14 protein-coding genes and 1 riboswitch are annotated in these 20,209 nt (G+C 68.7%); of the genes, 9 read left to right on the top strand and 5 right to left on the bottom strand.

What is annotated here, in order from left to right; all coding sequences use genetic code 11:
• The first annotated feature begins 48 nt into the window (after positions 1 to 48).
• The gene (locus AC1XX3_RS16080) at positions 49 to 1,386 is read left to right on the top strand and encodes an MFS transporter (RefSeq protein WP_483322182.1); all 1,338 of its coding nucleotides are present in this window, start codon (positions 49 to 51) and stop codon (positions 1,384 to 1,386) included.
• A gap of 21 nt (positions 1,387 to 1,407) precedes the next feature.
• On the opposite strand, the gene AC1XX3_RS16075 is transcribed toward AC1XX3_RS16080, so the two are convergent.
• Positions 1,408 to 2,862, bottom strand: coding sequence for a CCA tRNA nucleotidyltransferase (locus AC1XX3_RS16075; protein ID WP_483322181.1), 1,455 nt, complete (start codon positions 2,860 to 2,862; stop codon positions 1,408 to 1,410).
• Between the two features lie 144 nt (positions 2,863 to 3,006).
• Between AC1XX3_RS16075 and AC1XX3_RS16070 the strand changes: the two genes are divergently transcribed.
• The 8 genes from AC1XX3_RS16070 to AC1XX3_RS16035 all read left to right on the top strand — a co-directional run bounded on the left by AC1XX3_RS16070 (position 3,007) and on the right by AC1XX3_RS16035 (position 13,485).
• Entirely contained in the window at positions 3,007 to 5,136 is a 2,130-nt protein-coding gene (locus AC1XX3_RS16070; RefSeq protein ID WP_483322180.1) for a hypothetical protein, read from the top strand.
• Between the two features lie 23 nt (positions 5,137 to 5,159).
• Complete coding sequence (gene murJ, locus AC1XX3_RS16065) at positions 5,160 to 8,807, top strand: murein biosynthesis integral membrane protein MurJ (protein WP_483322179.1); 3,648 nt, start codon at positions 5,160 to 5,162, stop codon at positions 8,805 to 8,807.
• Between the two features lie 104 nt (positions 8,808 to 8,911).
• Entirely contained in the window at positions 8,912 to 9,541 is a 630-nt protein-coding gene (gene sigM / locus AC1XX3_RS16060; RefSeq protein ID WP_483322501.1) for an RNA polymerase sigma factor SigM, read from the top strand.
• Positions 9,541 to 10,020: a hypothetical protein gene (locus tag AC1XX3_RS16055; protein ID WP_483322178.1), complete on the top strand. Its 480-nt coding sequence runs from the start codon at positions 9,541 to 9,543 to the stop codon at positions 10,018 to 10,020. The genes sigM and AC1XX3_RS16055 overlap by 1 nt, the downstream gene beginning before the upstream one ends.
• A gap of 226 nt (positions 10,021 to 10,246) precedes the next feature.
• Complete coding sequence (locus AC1XX3_RS16050) at positions 10,247 to 10,960, top strand: hypothetical protein (protein ID WP_483322177.1); 714 nt, start codon at positions 10,247 to 10,249, stop codon at positions 10,958 to 10,960.
• A gap of 175 nt (positions 10,961 to 11,135) precedes the next feature.
• Positions 11,136 to 12,137 carry a thioredoxin-disulfide reductase gene (trxB, locus tag AC1XX3_RS16045; protein ID WP_483322176.1) on the top strand — a complete coding sequence of 334 codons (1,002 nt, stop codon included), beginning with the start codon at positions 11,136 to 11,138 and terminating at the stop codon, positions 12,135 to 12,137.
• A 130-nt stretch (positions 12,138 to 12,267) separates the two neighbouring features.
• Entirely contained in the window at positions 12,268 to 12,591 is a 324-nt protein-coding gene (gene trxA, locus AC1XX3_RS16040; protein ID WP_483322175.1) for a thioredoxin, read from the top strand.
• 207 nt (positions 12,592 to 12,798) lie between these two features.
• The gene (locus AC1XX3_RS16035) at positions 12,799 to 13,485 is read left to right on the top strand and encodes a hypothetical protein (RefSeq protein WP_483322174.1); all 687 of its coding nucleotides are present in this window, start codon (positions 12,799 to 12,801) and stop codon (positions 13,483 to 13,485) included.
• A gap of 12 nt (positions 13,486 to 13,497) precedes the next feature.
• Here AC1XX3_RS16035 and AC1XX3_RS16030 read toward each other — a convergent pair whose 3' ends face one another.
• From AC1XX3_RS16030 to AC1XX3_RS16015, 4 genes are all read right to left on the bottom strand, one after another.
• Positions 13,498 to 14,943: a glycosyltransferase family 2 protein gene (locus AC1XX3_RS16030; RefSeq protein ID WP_483322173.1), complete on the bottom strand. Its 1,446-nt coding sequence runs from the start codon at positions 14,941 to 14,943 to the stop codon at positions 13,498 to 13,500.
• A 226-nt stretch (positions 14,944 to 15,169) separates the two neighbouring features.
• Positions 15,170 to 16,216, bottom strand: a complete 1,047-nt coding sequence (locus tag AC1XX3_RS16025) for a ribonucleotide-diphosphate reductase subunit beta (RefSeq protein ID WP_483322172.1) — start codon at positions 16,214 to 16,216, stop codon at positions 15,170 to 15,172.
• Positions 16,217 to 16,245: 29 nt separating this feature from the next.
• On the bottom strand, positions 16,246 to 18,963 hold the full coding sequence (locus AC1XX3_RS16020) for a ribonucleoside-diphosphate reductase subunit alpha (protein ID WP_483322171.1): 2,718 nt from the start codon (positions 18,961 to 18,963) through the stop codon (positions 16,246 to 16,248).
• 143 nt (positions 18,964 to 19,106) lie between these two features.
• A riboswitch (cobalamin riboswitch) is annotated at positions 19,107 to 19,323 on the bottom strand.
• A gap of 108 nt (positions 19,324 to 19,431) precedes the next feature.
• Positions 19,432 to 20,100 (bottom strand): response regulator transcription factor, encoded by a 669-nt coding sequence (locus AC1XX3_RS16015; protein ID WP_483322170.1) that lies wholly within the window; start codon positions 20,098 to 20,100, stop codon positions 19,432 to 19,434.
• Between the last annotated feature and the right edge of the window lie 109 nt (positions 20,101 to 20,209).

The following is a 20,209-nucleotide window of genomic DNA, read 5'->3' as shown; positions in this document are numbered from 1 at the left end:
CAGGCTGGACAACCCGGGGAACGGTCACGACACACGGAGGATTCGCAGGTGGAGTTCGTACGAAGCCTGCGTCAGCTGTGGCGTCACGTCTACTTCCGCCGGCTGTTGGCGGTTCGGGTGGCCACCCAGTCCTGCGACGGGCTGCTCCAGATCGCCCTCGCGTCCTATGTGCTGTTCTCCCCCGAGCGGCAGCCCGACGCCGGCTCGGTGGCCACGGTGCTGGCCATCACGTTGCTGCCCTTCTCGATCCTCGGCCCGTTCGTCGGAGTGGTGCTCGACCGCTGGTCGCGTCGCCAGATCCTGGTCGTGGTCGACCTCAGCCGCGCGGCGCTGGCCCTGGGCCTGGCCGCGCTGGTGGCCACCGGGCTGCGAACGCCGGGGGTGGAGGCGCTCTTCTACGCCGGGGTGCTGGTGGCCATGAGCCTGAACCGGTTCCTGCTGGCTGCGTTGTCCTCGTCACTGCCGCACACCATCGATCCCGGCGAATACATGGTGGCCAACTCGGTGGTTCCGACCATAGGCCCGGCCGGGGTGCTGGTCGGCGTCGGCGTCGGTACGGGGCTGCGCCTGCTGCTCGGCGGTCGGATGGCGGCGTACCACGCGGATGCCCTGCTGTTCGCCGTGGCGGCGGCGGGCTTCGTGCTCAGCGCCTGCCTCGCGCTGCGGATCCCCCGCCGCCGGCTCGGTCCAGACGACCCGGGCACCACCAGCGCCCGCGACATCGTCGACGGGCTGCGCGCTGCCCTGCGGCACCTGCAGGCCCACCGGCCCGCCGCCCTCGGGCTCGTCACCATCGGCGCGCACCGGATCGTCTACGGCATCGTGACCGTGGCGATGATCCTGGTCTACCGCAACTACTTCCACGCACCCGAGGAGGTCGACGCCGCGATCGCAGATCTCGGCCTGCTCGTTGTGGTCACCGGCGCCGGCTTCGTCCTGGCCGCCGCCGTCACGCCGCCCGCCACCGCGCGGCTGGGGGTCCGCGGCTGGATGATCGCCTGCCTGGTCGGCTCGGGTGTCTTCCAGGTGCTGCCGGGCGCGATCTTCACCAAGCCGACGCTGCTGGTGGCCGCGTTCCTGCTCGGGATCACTGCGCAGAACATCAAGATCTGCGTCGACACCTTGGTCCAGGCCCACGTCGGCGACGAGTTCAAGGGTCGGGTCTTCGTGCTCTACGACATGGTGTTCAACGTCGCGCTCGTGCTCGCCGCGGTGATCGGGGCGTTCATCCTGCCCGCCAACGGCAAGTCGGTGCTGGTGTTGGTCGTCTTGGCCGGGATCTATCTGGCACTGGGCCTGGTCTTCGCCGCCGTCACCCGTGGCGCGAACCTCGACGAGGGAACCGAGTCGCTGCGGCAGCCGTCGAGCGGGACCCGGCCGGCCTGATCCTCGCCGCGTGGGCGCCGCTCAGGGGTGCGACGCCGCCCACCAGGCCAGCAGCTCCTCGCGGGCCCGTTCCTCCCCGAGCGGGCCGGAGTCGATTCGCAGCTCCAGCAGATGCCGGTACGCCTGCCCGACCAGCGGGCCGGGGCCGATGTCCAGGATCGCCATGATCTGCGAGCCGTCGAGATCGGGGCGCATGGCGTTGAGCTCCTCCTCCGCCTGCAGCTCCGTGATCCGTGCCTCGAGGTTGTCGTACGAGGCCCGGAGCCGGGCCGCCTTGGCCTTGTTCCGGGTGGTGCAGTCGGCCCGGGTGAGGATGTGCAGCCGCTCGAGCTGGTCGCCGGCGTCGCGGACGTAGCGACGTACCGCCGAGTCCGTCCACTGCCCGTCGCCGTAACCGTGGAAGCGCAGGTGCAGCTCCACCAGGTCGGCCACCGCGTTGATCTCGTCGGTGGAGAATCGCAGCGCCTTCAACCGGCGGCGGACCAGCTTGGCCCCGACCACGTCGTGGTGGTGGAAGCTGACCTTGCCGCCGGCCTCGAACCGCCGCGTCGACGGCTTGCCGATGTCGTGCAGCAGGGCGGCCAGCCGGTTGATCAGGTCTGGCCGCGACGGCAGCCGGTTCTCCAGGTCGATGGCCTGCTCCAGCACGGTCAGGCTGTGCTCGTAGACGTCCTTGTGCCGGTGGTGTTCGTCCCGCTCGAGCCGCAGCGCCGGCAGCTCGGGCAGCACTCGCTCGGCCAACCCGGTGCCCACCAGCAGGTCGAGGCCTTGGCGTGGCCGGTCGGTCAGCAGCAGCTTGGTCAGCTCGTCGCGCACCCGCTCGGCCGAGATGATGTCGATCCGCTCGGCCATCGCCGTCATCGCCGCCACCACCTCTGGCGCAGGCCGGAACTGAAGCTGGGAGGTGAACCGGGCTGCTCGCATCATCCGCAGCGGATCGTCACTGAACGACTGCTCCGGCGTCGCCGGTGTCCGCAGCACCCGGCTGGTCAGGTCGACCAGACCGCCGTACGGGTCCACGAAGCGCTTGTCCGGCAGCGACACCGCCATGGCGTTCACCGTGAAGTCGCGGCGGATGAGGTCACCCTCCAAGGTGTCGCCGAAGACCACCTCCGGCTTGCGGCTGTGGTCGGCGTACGCGTCCGAGCGGTAAGTCGTCACCTCGATGACCCAGCCGTCGTCGCCGCCGACCCGACAGCCGACCGTGCCGAACTCCTTGCCGATCGTCCAGACCGCCGGCGAGAACCGGCGCAGCAACGCCTCGACATCGTCCGGGCGGGCCGAGGTGGTGAAGTCCAGGTCGTGACCCAGCTGACCCAGCAGCGCGTCGCGGACACTGCCGCCGACCAGATAGAGCTCATGACCGGCCTCGGTGAACAGCTCCCCCAGCCGGTCCACCACCGGCGCGATCCGCAACAACTCAGCCACCGCGTTGGTCTGGGCGGCGGTCAGGCTGGAGTCAGCAGGCGTGGGCACGCTGACCCACTGTAGTGCCCGTTCGGGCTGCAGCGCCCGTTCACGGACCCAGGCGGGCTCGAGCGCGCCGGCCCTCGCCGGGTCGTGATTGGCAGGTGCTTCGCGGTTGCCCGTTTAGGATGTCGGCGTGAGGAGCGGGCGCGAGTGAGGGGAGTGCGACTGCTGTTGGCGACCCTGCTGAGTGTCTGCGGGCTCGTCTGGTGGCCCGGCGCCTCGGCCTCAGCCGAAGAGCCGACAGCCGCGGTGACCGTCACGCTGGACGCGATCAACCCCGCGATCGCCGAACGCGACGGCACCATCACTCTCTCCGGCCGGGTCACGAACACGACCAAGGAACGGCTGTTCCGGCTGCAGGCCATCTTTTGGCGCAACCAGGCCCCGATCACCGACGCGGAGAGCTTCTCCCGGGCGCTCGAGTCCCAGTCCAACGACCCCATCTGCTGCCGGCTCACGAATACCTTCCAGGACCTGTACGCGCCGTCGGACCCTTATCTGGACCCAGGCAAGTCGGCCCCCTTCACCCTCACCGCCAAGGTCTCCGACCTGGCCCTCTCCCCCACCAACGGCGTGTATCTGATGGGCGTGCACGTGCTGCAGAACGGCAACCCCAGCGCCGTCGGCCGTGCCCGGGTCTTCGTGCCCGTGCTGAGCGAGGAGCCGGCCAACACGCTGCAGCTGACCTCAGTGGTGCTGCTGTCCTCGCGACCGTCGCTGGTGCGGGCCGGGGTCTTCGCCGACGATCATCTGGCCACCGAGCTCTCCCCCGGTGGCCGGCTCACCGCCCTGGTCGCCGCCGCGGCGAAGCCGTCGGTGACGTACGCCGTCGACCCGGCGCTGATCCAGGAGATCAAGACGATGCGGGACGGCTATCAGGTGCTGTCCGCCAACGGATCGACGGTCAACGGCGCCGGCGCCGACGCCGCTGCTCGATGGCTGCAAGCCTTCGGCCGGCTGTCCGGACAGGACGGCTACCAGCTGGCGTTCGCGTCGATCGACATCGCCTCCCTGACCCACGACGACCGCACGGACGTGATCGCCGGAGCCGGCCAGGCCGCGCAGTCGGTCCCCGAGACCGCGTCGTTGCCGCGGCTGGTGCTGCCGACCGCCGGTACGGCCGACGCCGCGACGCTGACGGCGGCGCAGGACCTCGACCCGGCCGCCGTGCTGCTGAGCGACTCGACGGCGTCGGGCACCGGACCGCTGCTGCGCGGTCTAGACGACGGGGCGCCGATCGTGAGCTACACCGCCGCGGCGTTCGGGGGCGGACCCGGGCCCGAACCGAGCGACACCCCGGTGCACGTGCAGCAGCGAGTCCTGGCCGAGACCTGGATCGAGGCCACCACGAACCCGACCGGAGCCACGCTGGGCCGGGTCAGTCTCATCACCCAGGCCACCCAGGCCACCGGCGACGACGAGACGGTCACGGCACCGTGGATCGAGCGGACCACCTTGACCAGACTGCTCGCTTCCTCGCCGGCGAAGTGGGACGAGAAGCTGCGTTACACCGACGCGATGGCCGCCGCTGAGCTCCCCGCCAGCCAGCTGTCCGCCCTGGACCGGCTGCAGGACTCCTACCTGACCTACACCCAGCTGCTGGTCGAGCCGGCCGCCGTCGAAGCCGCCGGGGCGGCCGCACTCGCGCGGACCGCAAGCGGCAGCTGGCGGGGTGATGTGAGCGGTGCCCGCGCCTTCACCCGGCCGCAACAGAAGTATCTCGACGATGTGCTCGAGACGAAGATCCGGCTGAGCGCGAACCCGACGGTGCGGACCACCGGTCGGAGCGGGTTCTTCCCGCTGACGGCCTTCAACGACCTGCCCGCCAGCGAGGGGGACAAGAACGCCGGCGCCATCCGGGTTCGGATCGTGTTCACCTCGACCAACAGCCAGCGGCTCACCGTCAACCCGCTCGAGGTCGACCGTCCGATCGCAGCGCAGGACAACTTCACCGGCAACGCGCAGGTGAACGCGACCACCAACGGCACCGTGCGAGTCCTCGCCCAGCTGGAGACGCTGTCCGGACGGAAGGTGGGCAACCCGGTGGCGATCGACGTCTACGCCACCCAGGCCGGGACGGTCGGCTGGATCATCGCCGTCGGCGCCGGCATCGTGCTGATCGGCGCGACGGCACTCCGCATCCGCCAGGTCGCCAAGGAGCGCAGCACCAGCGCCGACGCCACCACCCCGGACGAGGTCGCGGTGCCGTCAGGACCGTCCGGCCCGGCCACCTCATCCGCCCCCGTCATCCTCGACTCGGAGAAGGAACCCCGTGAGTGAGACCGGCGCGAGCCAGACCTGTCATGACTGAGCCCACGGCCGTCGGCCGCACCAGCACCGATCCCGCCGGCGAGCAGACCCCGACCGAGCCGATGGCAGCGGCGTCGGGTCAGCCGCGTTCGGCCACGTCGGAGTCGAGCAGCTCATCGCGGCTGATCTCGGCCAGCATGGTGATGGCGGCCGGCACGCTGACCTCGCGGCTGCTCGGCTTCGTTCGGCTGATGCTGCTGGTGTTCCTGTTCGGCAACGGCACCCGCCAGGCCGACATGTTCACCCTCGCCAACACGGTGCCCAACAGCATGTACATCCTGCTTGCGGGTGGCGTGCTGAACACCGTCTTGGTGCCGCAGATCGTCCGTGCCATCAAGGGCGACGCGGACGGCGGTGAGGCGTACACCAACCGCGTCATGACCGCCGGCCTGCTGGTCCTCGGCGTCATCACGGTGGCGCTCACCGCCTTGGTGCCGGTCATCGTCGACATCTACACCAGCTCCGGCTGGGACGATCCGCGCAGTGCCGCGGCGTACGACTCGATCGTGGTGCTGGCCTACTACTGCATGCCCCAGGTCTTCTTCTACGGCGTGCACGTGCTGGCCGGTCAGGTGCTGAACGCGCGGGACCGGTTCGGACCGATGATGTGGGCGCCGATCGCCAACAACCTGATCTCGATCGGCGTCCTGATCTTGTTCTGGGTGGTGTTCGGCCAGGGCGACAAGACCAGCGCGTTCACCTCCGGCCAGGAGCTGCTGCTCGGGCTCGGGTCGACCCTGGGCATTGTGGCCCAGGCGGCGGTGCTGGTGCCGTTCCTGCGCTCCGCCGGCTATCACTTCAGCCCCCGCTTCGACTTCAAGAACACCGGACTGGGCAAGACGCTCTCGCTGGCCAAGTGGACGCTGGGGTTCGTCCTGGTCAACCAGGCAGCGCTGGTGGTCATCAACCGGCTGGCCAGCGGCGCCACCGCCGGCGGGGAGGGCGGCGGCCTGGCCGTCTACTACAACGCGTACGGCATCTGGATCCTGCCGCACTCGCTGATCACCGTGTCGCTGGCGACCGCGATGCTGCCGTCCGCCTCCCGGCTGGCGGCCGCCGGCGACCTCGAGGGGGTGGCGGGCGAAGCGACCCGGGCGATGCGACTGGCTGTCACGGCACTGCTGCCGGCCTCGGTCGCCCTCTTCGCGCTCGGCCTGCCGGCCACCCAGCTGATCTTCGGCCTCGGCCGCGGGTCAGGGGACGCCCACCTGGTGGGCTGGGCCCTGATGGCCCTCTCGGTGGGGCTGGTGCCCTTCACCATCCAGTACATCTGCCTGCGTGCCTTCTACGCGCTGGAGGCGAACCGCACCACCTTCTTCCTGCAGATCCTCATCGCCGGCACCAACGCCGGACTCGGCGTCGCCGTGGTGATGCTGCTGGACCGCCCGTCGCTGGTCGCGACCGGTCTGGCGGCCGCCTACTCGGCGGCGTACGTCATCGGGGTGCTGGTGTCCTTCCAGGTGCTGCGCCGCCGGCTCCCGGCCCTGGACGGGGCGTCGCTGGCCCGCTACTGCCTCCGGCTGCTGATTGCCGTGGCGCCGGCCGGTGCGATCGCCGCCGGCATCTGCTGGGCGATGGCGCGGTGGTCGACCTCCCTGGGAGCCCGCGTCCTCGGCTTGGCGCTCGCCGGGGTGGTGGCCGTCGTGGTGTTCCTGCTCCTGTCCCGCCTGCTGCGGATCACCGAGGTGGCGCAGATCGTGGCGATGATCCGGCGACGGGGTCGATCTGATCAGCCGCCCCCCGGCGATTCGGAGGGGACAACCGAGGACTCCTCTCCTACCATCGTCTCAGCAGCTGTCGGCTCCCCGTCCGCGGATGAACCCGGTGCCTCCCAGCCGCATCCTCCCGCTGCAGGGCCGACCGAGAACGCAGGGCCAGATGTGAGCCAGACCGGTGCCGTCCCCAGTCCCCTCGACACGCCCGACGATCCGGACGTCGCCGACCGCACTGCGCGACAGCGCCGATCGAGCCTGAGCGCCGGCACGATCCTGGCCGAGCGCTACCGGTTGGAGGAGCTGCTCGCCGAGTCGGAGCCGACGGTGAGCTGGCGCGCCTTCGACCAGGTGCTGTCGCGCTCGGTGCTGGTCCATGTCCTGCCGCCGGGGGACCCGGACGCGCCTGCCCTGCTGGACGCCGCCCGGCGAGCCGCGGTCGCCACCGACTCCCGCTTCCTGCGGGTGCTGGATGCGGTGCACAGCGACAACCCCGACCTCGGCTCGTACATCGTCTGCGAGTACGCCACCGGCCAGTCGCTGGAGGCCGTCCTGAGCCACGGCCCGCTGTCCGGACTCGAAGCCGGCTGGGTGATCCGTGAGGTGGCCGACGCGCTCTCGGGGGTCCACAGCCTCGGGCTGTACCACCGCCGGCTCAACCCCGACACCGTCATCATCACTCCCGACGGCAACGTCAAGATCGTCGGCCTGCTGATCGAGGAGGCGCTGCGCAGCGACCTCAGCGAGCCCGTGCCCGGCGCCGACAGCCCCGAGCTCGTCGATGTTCTCGACCTGGGTCGGCTGCTGTATGCCTGCCTGGTGTCGCGCTGGCCCGGCGGGCCGGCGTACAGCCTGCCGGCCGCGCCGACCTTCGGTCGCCGGTGGATGACACCACGTCAGGTCCGAGCCGGCGTCTCCCCCGCTCTCGACGCCGTCTGCGACCAGGTGCTCGGAGACCCACCGCGCCATCGAGCCGCTCCGATCACCACGACCCATGAGCTGGTCAATGCCCTGACCAAGGTCCTGGGCAGCGCCGACGCCTCGGCCGATCTCGAACGGCGCCTGCGCCAGCCCATCCCGCGGGTGGGCGCGACTCCGGTGTCGCCGTTGCTGGATCAGCCCACCGAAGCGATGCAAGCCGTGCCCGCCGCGGCGAGCCCGTCGCGGGTCCCCCCGAGCACCGGCCCGGCCGGAGCCCCGTCAGCCACCGGCAGCTCGAGCGCCATCCGCGCCGACGCCCGCCCGGCGGGTCACAGTGCGCCCACCGCTCGGCCGGCGCCGGCCGCGCCCGCCGATCCCGGGCGCCGCCAGCCGCGCCGCTGGATCCCGATCCTGGTGCTGGTGCTGGTGCTCGCCCTGGCCGGCGGCACCCTCTGGGCCTCCGGCGTGTTCGGTGACCGGAACGCCGCAGCGCCGACCGTGCCGTCCGGGGACGCGACGTCCGGCTCCGCGCCCACGCCCGAACCGCTGACCATCGCCGGCGCCCGAGACTTCGACCCGCAGGGCGACGACCGGACGGAGAACCCCGACGAGGTCAGGTATGCCCACGACGGCGACCCGGAGACGCGCTGGCGGACGGTGAACTACATCGGCAACCCGAAGCTCGGCGGTCTCAAGCGGGGCGTCGGGCTGGTGATCGACCTCGGCGAGGCCACGATGGTGGGCTCTGTCCGGCTGCGTCTCAGCGGCAGCTCCACCGACGTCGAGGTGCGGGTCCCCGCCGACGACCCCGCCACCGTGGGGACGCCACCGATGACCGCGGACAAGCGGTGGCGTACCGTCAGCGAGCAGTCGAACGCGGGCAAGAGCGCTACGCTCTCCCTCGACTCCGCGGTGACCACACGGTTTGTCTTGGTGTATCTGACCTCGTTGCCGAAGGAGGGTAGTGGCTATCGCGGCGGAATCTATGAAGTCGAGGTGTACGGGTGAGCGACCCCGAGCCGGCAGCGTCGGCGGCCGACCCGATCGGCTTCCCCGTCGTCGCCCCCTCCGCTGCTGACCCCGATCGACGTCACCCCGGTGGATCTCGGCCGATCGCGGCTGCGAGCCTCGCTCCGGAGGACGGCGAACGCTCCGATGCGGAGCTGCTGCAGGCCCACGTCGACGGCGACCCGCAGGCGTTCGCCATCCTCGTCGCGCGCCACCGGGACCGGCTCTGGGCCGTCGCGCTGCGCACCATGCGCAATCCCGAGGAGGCGGCGGACGCCCTGCAGGACGCCTACATCTCAGCCTTCCGGCGGGCCGCCAGCTTCCGTGGCGACTCCCAGGTCACGACCTGGCTGCACCGCGTGGTGGTCAACGCCTGCCTGGACCGGATCCGCCGCAACAAGGTCCGCGCGGCGGAGCCGCTGCCCGAGGATCCGGACCGGGCCGCCGAGATGGGCGTCACGGCCACCGACGACCCGCTGGAGGTCAAGGAACGACGAGCCGATGTGGCCACCGCGCTGCTTCAGCTGAACGCCGACCAGCGCGCAGCCTTGGTCCTGGTCGACATGGAGGGATACTCGGTGGAGGAAGCGGCGAGCATCCTCGGCTGCGCCGTCGGCACCATCAAGAGTCGTTGCTCGCGAGGGAGGGCACGGTTGATACCTCTGTTGAGCCACCTGCGCGCTTCGCAGCAGCCGGGTGGACCCAGACCCGGCGCCGGGGCGGGGGCGTCCTGATGGCTCATCCGCTCCAACTGTCCTACAACTGGCGGACGCCGGTCGGGATGGCCACCGTCGGCCTGATCGTCTGCACCGGTGTGCTGTTCAACTCCCGGGTGGCCGGCTGGTTCGCGGTCGCGGTCGTGCTGGTCCTCATGTGGGCGGTCTTCATGGCCGTGGTCTGGCTGCGTACCCGTGCCTTCATGCTATTTGACGGGCCCACCCTGCGGGTCCGCCGGTTCCACGGCTTCCAGGAGATCGACGGTCGCACTGTGACCGAGGTGAAGGAGTTCCTCACCCCCAGCGGACCGTCGTACAAGGTCACGGCCACGGGGAGTGACGGTCGGCCCCAGCGCTACATCGTGCCGGCTGCACTGCTGCGCCAGGGCCATTCCACCTTCTTCGACTGGCTGCAGACGTGGGCCCCCCGAGCCGAGCTGGACAAGGGCTGCCGACGCACGATCGACCAGCTGCGAACCCGAGGGCTGATTGAATGAGCGGCCCCGGGAGGCCGCAGTCCGCGTCGCCGACGCACCGGATCCTCGGAACGAAGCGGAGTGGACTGGCGTTGCAGAATTCGGGTAGGACTTCGGGAACCAGAACAGTGGCCGCGGACGTCGAACCCACCGTGTCCGGCGTCCGGGCGCGTCCGAGTCGCGCCGTCGCCGGCGCGGTGGGCCCCACCCCTGTCCCAGCTGTCTTCGTCGTTGGAAGGAAGTGACCGTGTCAGCGCACATCGCCGCCGACGATCTCGCCGACGCGGCCGCCGGTCTGCTGGACGAGGCACGGACTGCCGAGATCGACGCCCACGTCGCCGACTGCGCCGAGTGCGCCGACGTCCGGCTGGCGCTCGAGGAGGTCTCCACGGCACTCGCTGCGGAGCCGACGCCGGCGATGCCCGACGATGTTTTCGCCCGGCTCTCCGCCGTGGTCGTCGACGAGGAGGAGCGGCGTTCCTCCGGCGAGGCCGACGCGGAGGCGGCGCGCCGGATCGAGGCGCTCCATCGGCAGCGGCCGTCGCTGGGCGGCATCGGAGCGGACCTGCCGCGGGCGCCTCGGATCCGTTTCCTGTACCACGCGTTGGCTGCCTCCTTCCTCGCGGCGGCGGTCGGCTTCGGAGGATACGTCGTCAGCGCCGCCTCCGGTCTGAACGAGCCGGGCAGTACACCGGCTTTCGTCAGCAGCAGCGCCCTGGGCAGTGAGGCCGATGCGTTGAACGGCGCCCGCGACCTCAGCGCGCACCGCTTCTCCAAGGCCTGGAGCTGCGCCCGCGGCGTCACTGACGGCCGGATCACCGCGATCTCCAACGCCGTGGTCGACGGGGTCCCGTCGCTGCTGGTGTATATCTCCCGCGACGGCGAGAAGTGGGTGACCGTGGTGTCCGGCTGTGACACCGATCGTCCGAAGGCCGGGCCGTCGGCCAGGCTCGACCGCTGAGGACGTACCCAGGCTGTTCGGCAGGATGGCAGGTCACATGATCTGGCCGGAATAGCGGACCGCCCTGCGCCGTTGCGCCACTGTAGGGTGACCGTGAGCTGTCGGCGAACCGCTCGCGCTCAGCCTTCCCAAGCGCAAACCGACTCCGACGTCACGCACCACAGCAGAGGAACCCATGAGCACTGCCAGCATCGACATTACGACCACGCAGCCTCGCGAGGTCATCATCGTGGGCAGCGGGCCGGCCGGCTACACGGCCGCGGTCTACGCCGCACGGGCCGACCTCAAGCCGCTTGTCTTCGAAGGCTCCGTCACCGCAGGTGGCGCGCTGATGAACACCACCGAGGTGGAGAACTTCCCGGGGTTCCCCGAGGGGATCATGGGCCCGGACCTGATGGACAACCTCCGGCAGCAGGCCGAGCGGTTCGGAGCCGAGCTGGTGACCGAGGACATCGTTAGCATGGATCTGACCGGCCCGGTGAAGACCGTCACCGACGGCTACGGCAACACCTTCAGCGCACACAGCGTGATCCTCGCCACGGGCTCGAGCTATCGCAAGCTCGGCCTGCCCGACGAGGAACGCCTGTCCGGCCACGGCGTCTCGTGGTGTGCGACCTGTGACGGGTTCTTCTTCCGCGACAAGGACATCGCCGTCGTGGGCGGCGGTGACTCCGCAGTCGAGGAAGCCACCTTCCTGACCCGCTTCGCGCGCTCGGTGACGCTGATCCACCGCCGCGGCGAGCTCCGGGCCAGCAAGATCATGGCGGCCCGCGCTGAGGCCGACCCGAAGCTGAGGTTCGCCTGGAACTCCGAAGTGGCTGCGATCCACGGCGACAAGTCGCTCACCGGCGTCACCCTGCGCGACACCGTGACCGGTGAGCAGCGCGAGCTGGAGATCGCCGGCCTGTTCATCGCGATCGGCCACGACCCTCGCTCTGAGCTGGTGCAGGGCCAGGTCGAGCTCGACGCCGAGGGTTACGTGCTGACCCAGGGCAAGACCACCCGGACCAACGTCGCTGGCGTGTTCGCCTGCGGAGATCTGGTGGACCACACCTACCGGCAGGCCATCACCGCCGCCGGCACCGGTTGCTCCGCTGCCCTGGACGCCGAGCGCTATCTGGCCGACCTGCACGACGCAGCCACCCCGGTCATGCAGCAGCCGGTTCCGGTCGGCTGACCTGAGGTCGGTGGCGACCGAGGCTGTGCCAGTGTCAGCCGCCGGTCGCACAATGAGCACCACGACGACGACAGAAGAATCCGAAAGCCCTCGCCCAGCTGGAGCGGGGCAGACCGAGCAGGAGAATGTTATGGCCGCTGTATCTGAGGTTACCGACGCCGACTTCGCGGAGGTCGTGCTCAAGTCCGACAAGCCGGTGGTGGTGGACTACTGGGCAGACTGGTGCGGTCCGTGCAAGCAGGTCGCCCCGATCATCGAGGAGCTGGCCAAGACCCACGGTGACAAGGTGACCTTCGTGAAGATGGACACCAACACCAACCCGGTCACCCCGGCCAACAACCACGTGCTGGGCCTGCCGACCATCCAGGTCTACGTCGGCGGCGAGCTGGTCAAGGCGTTCAAGGGTGCCAAATCCAAGTCCGTCCTGCTGGGCGCGATCGAGGAATACCTCTGATCGATAGCAGCTGACACCAGAAGCTCCCGTGGCCCAGGCCTCGGGAGCTTCTGCGTTCCTGCGGCCGCCCCGGGCCATCGCCGGTCGCACCCGGAGTCGGTGGGCGCCCGCTGCGTTGGCTAGGGTTTCATCCAGGCTCGCTCGAGGTGGCATGGGGCCCTCCGAGCCCGGCCGGTCGATGATCGGCCATCACATGAAGGAGGAGCCATGTCACGTCCGAGTGCACCGCGGAGCTCGTTGCGGTACGCCCTCGCCGGAATCGCGCTGCTGAGCACGGTCCTGGCCGGCTGCGGCAAGGCGCCGTGGGAGAGCGCCGCACCGACGGCCGCCCCGAGCACAGCCGTCTCGTCCGGCGTGGCGTCCGGCTCCCCATCGGCGGCGGCCACCCCGTCCTCGACCGACAGCGCGTCCCCGTCGGCGACGACCCCGTCCCCGACTCCGTCCGCACGCAATGACCTGGCCCAGGGATCGGCCCGTCGTACGGTCCAGGCTGGGGCGATCGAGCTGAAGGTGAACTACTGGTCGACCTTGCCGATGCAGGACTGGACGGCTGCAGCGGATAAGCCGCTGAACCTGTCCGCGAGCGCCACCTTCACCGATGACGCCAAGCAGGACATCTTCTTGTCGAAGGTGACTTTGGTGATGGCGGTCGAGGGGCCGGACGGGCCGCTGGAGGCTCCCAAGTCGTTGACCGACGAGGCAAGCGTGTCGCCGGGCTACGCCGTCCGGCGGCCGGTGTCGTACCAGCAGGTCTTCACTGTCCCGGCCCTGCCGGACGGAGCGACCTCGGTCACCATGACGCTGAACTACGAGCTGCTGGCGCAGACCGCGCCCAAGGCCAAGACCTACGCAAAACAGACGGCCAGCGATGTGCTGGTCGTCTCGCTTCGCTGAGGTTCGCTGCCGTCAGACCTTGTAGCCGCGCTGGCGGCGGAAGAGCTTGGCGACCATCACCACGGTCTGGCAGATGGTGATGATGTAGAGCACCGGCCAGCCGAGCCAGAGGACGGACGACTGGATCATCACGGGCAGCTGCCACCAGGTGACGCCGAGGGCCAGGGAGACGACGCCGACCATGATCAGCGGCATCAGGTGGGAGTTGCCGGACCCGCGCTCGGCCTTGGCCTGCTCGGCCCAGTTGTCGGTCTGCACCCGGGACAGGAACTTGGCCCACGCCCGCAGGAAGTGCCCGGCCCGCAGCCACATGTACACCTCAGCGCCGGCGACGGCGAACAACACGTCGCGCCAGCTGCGCTTCTTCATGCTGAGGGCGATCCGCACGTTCAGCACCGTCGCCACGACCGGCGGGATGAGCCAGATCGGGGAGAAGACGAATGCGTGGATGCTCAGCGCGGCGGCCAGCAGGAGGACGAAGAACAGCCGGGTGAAGATGTTGGTCACCATCCCGAGGTTCTCCGCCCAGCGCAGCCGCAGGTTCGGGTGGAAGGGCTGCCCCTTCGTGTCGCCCCGCTGACCGGGCCACATCAGGTCGATGGCGCCGTAGTTCCACTTGACCTGCTGGCCGTCCAGCGACCGCAGGGTGGTCATGCCGCCCACGTCGGCGCGGGCCTGGGCGGAGATCTTGGTCAGATAGCCGGCCGACTTGATCTGCAGGCTCAGCAGGGAGTCCTCCACCTCGGAGTCGCTGACCCAGGGAGTCTGCTGGTGGTTGGCCTCCATCACCTCTTGCAGCGCACGCATGGAGAAGATCGAGCACTGGCCCCCGAGCACCGCCATGTTGCGACCCTTGAGCATGTTCTGCATGTTGAACGCGGCGAACTGGGCGCGCTGGCCGGCGATCAGCAGTGGCGCCACGACCCCCTTGAACCCGTGGTCGTCGATGGAGTAGATGGCTGAGATGCCGCCGATGCGTGAGTCGGACATGATCTCGGCCTCGAGCTTTTGGACCGCGTCGGTGGCCAGCGTGGTGTCGCCGTCGACACCGAGGAGGTAGTCGGCCTCGGGGATGAGCCGATAGCCGTAGTTGAGGGCGCCGACCTTCTTGTCGGGGTTGTCACCGATGTCGTGCACGAAGATCTCGGTGGTCTGCTTGGTGTCCTCACCCTTGCGCTTCTTCTTGGCCGAGCGCGGGCCGGCGAACTTGGCAGCGAGGTCGAAGGTGTCGTCGGAGGTGTTGTTGACGATGACGTGGATCTGGTCCGGCAGCCGGGTCTGCTTCAGCAGCGACCGCAGCACCGACTCGATCGACTCCGCCTCGTTGTAGGCGGGGATGATGCACCCGATCACCGGACGATAGGTCGGCAACGAGTCGAGGTCGGCCAGGTGCTGCTTGAGGTACGCCGACAGGTCCTGGCTGGTGGTGCTTGCAGCGGCGGTGGTGGTGATGGTCACGATCGGCTCCTGGTGTCCTCGTCGAACCGTCTTGGCCCGATGAGAAGAGTTTCCAGCGGGAACCTCCACGCCACGCCAGAGCGCCGTCAACGCCTGGTCAGGCTTTTCTCAAGAGTTTTGCGTGCCCTCTTTCGCCTTTGATGACGTCTTTGCTGCTGTTCTGCCCTCTTTCCTGAGTTTCGCCAGAGGTTGGACGACAGAACTGCCTGTCACCGCCGCTCGCGCGTCACCAGGTCGCGACCTGAGGCGGTCGCACGACCTCGGCGCGGGCATCAACTTCATAGGAGGTGTTGGTCGACTCGAAGAAGTTCACGAGCTGGAGGGTGTCGTTGGCGGTCGCCATCCACTTGGCGGGGTTGGCCGCCCCGTAGGCGGGCTCGAAGCCGAGTTCCTCGAGGCGGCGGTCAGCGAGGTAACGGACATAGGTGTTGATGTAGTCGGCGTTCATCCCGAGGATGCCGTTCGGCAGCAGGTCGCGGTTGTACGCCTCCTCCAGCTCCACCGCGTGCAGCACCATGCTCCGGATCTCGTTCGCGAACTCCTCGGTGGCGACCTCGGGGTTCTCCTCGAGGACAGTGAGGATGAGATTCATCCCGAACTTCAGGTGCAGGCTCTCATCGCGGACGACCCAGTCGATCAGCGAGCCGAAGTTGCGGAGCAGGTTCCGCTGCCGAAAGGACAGGGCGACCATGAAGCCGGAGTAGAACCAGATGCCCTCCAAGATGACGTTGTAGGCGACCAGGTTGCGGACGAAGTCCTGCTTGCCCTCGGTCGTGGTGATATCGAGGGTCCGCTCGGTCATCCGGCGGATGTAGTGCACCTCGAACTCTTCCTTGGCGGCCATCGATGCCACCCGGATGTGGGAGTCGTAGGCGGCGGCCCTGTCGATCGGGAGCGTCTCGAGGATGTACTCAAAGGCCATGCAGTGGTTGGCCTCCTCCCACATCTGCTTCGCGAGATAGAGGTGGCACTCGGCTGCATTGACATAGGGATAGACACCGAAGGCGAGGGCCTTGTTGACCAGGAGCTCGTTGGGGTTGAAATAGCTCATCAGGTGGGTGAGGGCGTGCCGCTCCTCGTCGGTCATCCGAGTGAAGTCGGCGATATCTTCACCGAGCTGAATCTCATGGGGGAACCAGGTGTTCGCCACGGCCTGGTTGTAGAGGTCGTACGCCCACGGATAGGTGACCGGCTTCAGCAGCAGGCCCTCGGTGATGCCGGAGCCCAGGATCCGCGGGCCGGTCGGGGTGGTGGGATCAGCAACGGTGGTCATCGGGTGCGCTTTCTCGGGAGTCGGGCGGGTCATTGGCAGGAGTCGCACTGGAGGCGTTCTTGGGGGTCGACCGGGCAGGCAGCACCGTCGACGACCTCAAGCTCCACCGACGTCGTCGAGACAGCAGGCAGCTGCGAGTTCGCTGTGCCGGTCACGGCCGGGGCGGCGGGCACGGCGACCGGGGCCGCGGTCACGGCGACCGGGGCGGCGGCGCGTCCGAAGCCGAAACCCTTGGGGCCGCCGACAGCGGGATCATCGGGGGTCGAAGTGGTGGAGGCCCGGGCGGCGAAACCGCTGAGCTGAGCGGCCTTGTTGACCTTGACGGTGCTCTGCTCCGCGGTGTGGCGCGGCATCATGTGCAGGTAGTAGGTCGTCTTGACTCCCATCTCCCAAGCAGTCCGATACAAGGTCACCATCGCGTCGACTGACCGGTCGGCGAGATAGATGTTGCGGCTGATGGCCTGGTCGATCCACTTCTGTGCGCGGGCGGCGACATGCAGGAAGGCGTACGGCGACAGCTGGAACGACGTGCGATAGATCCGTTGGAGATCCGCCGGCACCCGGTCGATCGTGGACAGGTCGCCCTGGTGGCGGAGCAGGTCCTCGCGGACCTCCTCCCACAACCCGCGAGCCTTGAGGTCGGCGACCAGATTGCGGTTGACCTCGAGGAACTTGCCCGAGGACGTGGCTCGGCTGAAGATCTGGCTGAACTGGGGGTCGAGTCCGGGGGTGGTGCCGGCGACCAGGCCGATGGACGCGGTCGGGGCGATCGCCATCAAGGTGGCGTTGCGGATGCCGCCGGCGACCTTGGTCCGCAGCCTCGCCCAGTCCAGCCGGACGGTCCGGTCAACTCGGACCGGGGTGCCGCGGTCAGCCTCGAGGAGGTCGAGGGTGTCGATCGGGACCAGCCCTTCGGACCAGCGGGAACCGGCGAAGTGGGGATAGGCGCCGCGTTCGCGGGCGAGGTCGGCGCTGGCGTCGATGGCGTGGTAGCTGATGAACTCCGTCAGCTCATCCACCAAGGCGTAGGCTTCCTCGCTTTCGTAGGACAGGCCGAGTCGCTCGACGAGATCGGTGAATCCCATCATGCCGAGACCCACTGCGCGGTTGTCCCGGTTGGACGCCTCCGACTCCGGCACCGAGGAGATGGTGATGTCGATCAGATTATCGAGTTGCCGGACGGCCGATCGGGCGGAGCGACGCAGCCGCTCCCAGTCCACCCGCAGGGCGCCGTCGACCTGGCGGAGGTGGCGGGACAAGTTGATCGAGGCGAGGTTGCAGACCGCCACGTTGTCGCGGTCCTGGGGCAGGCACACCTCCGTGCACAGGTTGGACAGATGGATGGTGCCGGTGTTGGAGTTCAACGCCCGGGTGTTGATCGTGTCCTTCCAGGTCAGCCACGGGTGGGAGGTGGTCTGCAGGGAGATGAGGATGGCCTGGAACTGCTCGCGCGCTCCGAGCTTGGTGTAGCGGCGCAGCTGACCGGCCTCGGCCATCGCCACGTACTCGGCGTAGCGAGCCGAGAACGCCGACCCGTAGAGCTCAGTCAGGTCAGGGGTCTCCAGCGGGTCGAACAGATACCACGGCTGATCGTTGCGGACCCGGGCCATGAACTCATCGGAGATCCAGACCGCGGTGTTCGCGGTCCGGGTGCGCCGGTACGGGTCGCCGGAGTTCTGCCGCAGGTCGAGGAACTGGGCGAAGTCGAGGTGCCAGTTCTCCATATAGAAACACAGGGCGCCGAACTTCTTTCCCCCGCGCGAGACGGCACGCAGGGTCGAGTCGATGGTGTGCATGAACGGGATCGGGCCGGTCGACGTCGTGTTGTTCGATCGGATCGGTGACCCCTCGCTGCGGAGCTGTGAGACCGACAGCCCGATCCCGCCGGTGCCCTTGGTCAGCCACATGACGTCGCGGACGCTCTTGGCGATGTGCTCGATGTCGTCCTCCATCTGCATCACGAAGCAGTTGGACAGCTGGGCGTACGCCGTACCGGCGTTGACCAGCGTCGACCCGGCTGCCAAATACTCCAGCCGCGACATCGCGTGATAGAAGCCCAACGCGGCGCTCGTCGGGTCGGCCTCGTTCAACGACAAGCCCATCGACACCCGCATCCAGAAGAACTGCGGCACCTCCAGCGGGGCGCGGTCATGCCCGGTGATCATGTAGCGGGTCCGCAGCGTCTGGACCCCGATGTAGTGCAACAGGTCGTCGCGGGTCGGGTCCAGCGCCGCCGCCAGCCGATCAAGGTCGAACAGTTCGCCCAGCCGGGCGTCCAGCAGACCGGCGGCCACACCGGCGGCGACGTAGGCACCGAACTGCTCGCGGTGCAGGGCCTGGATCGTCGCCGGCGACCCATCACCGAACAGGTCATGGGTCTCCCCCAGCACCCGCTTGTAGAGCAGCTTGGTCAACAGCCTCGCGGCGATCGTGTCGAACGCCGGGTCATCCTTCACGTTGCCCAGTGCCACCTGGATCACGGCTTCATCGAGCTGCTCGGTGCTGATGCGATCGAACAGCGTGATCTCGAGCTCAGCTCGAATCTGCGTGGCCCGGGTGATCGCGTCGTCGAGGCCGCGAGCCGCGTCCTCAATGGACCTGGCGATCTCGTATCCGTCGTACGACACGATCGACCCGTCCCGCTTGATCACCCGGATCGACGTGGGCGTGCTGGCAGTGGCCGGGTCGGCCGGCGGGGTGAAGGGGGACAGGGTGGGACGGGTGGGCGGGGTGGATGGGGCAGTCATGGTTTCCCTCGAATCAGTGGCCTGCGGACGGTCGGCACGCGGCACACACAAGAGGCAAGGGGGCCGAAGAGTCAGGCGTCGACACGCCCACCGTTTCGGCGATCACCAAAGCCCTCCCACGAGGCCACGGACCGAACACCCCTGCGAAGGGGCGGAAGCGGGCAGGTCTTCGGACTCGCGAGCTGGGCCGACCTAAACGTCGACCTGGCCTACTGGCCATCGCTTCCCAGGACGGGTCCCAGTGCTCATGATGGCGTTCGTTCTCACTCACCGCTGCGGGGCAGTCCCGGACTCACACCGGGTTCCCTCTTACGTCGACCGCCCTGGCTGGGCAGCCGAACCAGCTACGTGAGACACCATATATGGATATAACCGAGTTGTAACTACCTAGATGTAGTTTTTGACCAAGGGTGGGCGTGGAACGGACCCGGTCTCGGAAGCGGCCGACTGACGGCTTGACCGTGCAGCTCAGGGGCCGCCGCGCCAGTGGTCGATCCGGCGGTGGTCGGGCGTGAAGCCGTTGTTGACGCCCCACAGCACCGCCTGGGTCCGGCTGGCCACGTCGATCTTTCGGTAGACCGAGCGAATGTAGGACTTCACGGTGTTGGGGCTGAGGTAGGTCAAAGCCGCAACCTCGGCGTTGCTCTTGCCTTGGGTGATCAGGGCCAGCACCTCCGCCTCGCGGTCGGTCAGCCCTTCCCGCCGGCCGGGCCAGTCCGAGCCGCTGACCGGGCGGGCGCGTGGCGGCGGCTTGCTGATCACCACCTCACCGGCGTGGATGGCCTCGAGCGCGGCGACGAGGTCGCGGGCGGGCAGGGCCTTGGACAGATAGCCGTGGACGCCCTGCTGCCGGGCTTGGGCCACCAGGTCGGGGTGGAAGTTCCAGGTGTAGACCACGACGCGTCGAGCGCGCGGGTTGTCGATCAGCACCTGGATCTGGTCGCGGTCAGCCTCCGGCTGGGCGAACGAGTCGTAGAGAACGATGTCTACCTCGTCGGCCAATGTCGTGTTGGTGTCGATCTCCGCAATCAGGACGCGGTCCGAATATTGGCCGAGGATGTGAGCGACACCGATGAGTACCACGTCGTAGTCGTCAACCAGTGCCACAGTGATCGGACGAGACCGGATCGAAGACACAACGCCACATTACCCCCCTTTAGGGTGTAGCGGACCAGCCCCAGGGGTGGTTGAGTGGTGTCGAAAGGGTCCGGAACTGTCCAGGCCCGCCGCCAAGACACGGCACGCA

The organism is Microlunatus sp. M237 (assembly GCF_056896895.1).
The sequence above is the reverse complement of the archived record's forward strand: the minus strand, read 5'-3'. Positions and strand labels throughout refer to the sequence as shown.

Bases quoted from the DNA above. Each gene is read 5' to 3' on its own strand.
- murJ (WP_483322179.1), top strand. From the start codon at position 5,160: ATGACTGAGCCCACGGCCGTCGGCCGCACCAGCACCGATCCCGCCGGC.
- AC1XX3_RS16055 (WP_483322178.1), top strand. From the start codon at position 9,541: ATGGCTCATCCGCTCCAACTGTCCTACAACTGGCGGACGCCGGTCGGG.
- trxB (WP_483322176.1), top strand. From the start codon at position 11,136: ATGAGCACTGCCAGCATCGACATTACGACCACGCAGCCTCGCGAGGTC.
- trxA (WP_483322175.1), top strand. From the start codon at position 12,268: ATGGCCGCTGTATCTGAGGTTACCGACGCCGACTTCGCGGAGGTCGTG.
- AC1XX3_RS16035 (WP_483322174.1), top strand. From the start codon at position 12,799: ATGTCACGTCCGAGTGCACCGCGGAGCTCGTTGCGGTACGCCCTCGCC.
- AC1XX3_RS16025 (WP_483322172.1), bottom strand. From the start codon at position 16,216: ATGACCACCGTTGCTGATCCCACCACCCCGACCGGCCCGCGGATCCTG.
- AC1XX3_RS16020 (WP_483322171.1), bottom strand. From the start codon at position 18,963: ATGACTGCCCCATCCACCCCGCCCACCCGTCCCACCCTGTCCCCCTTC.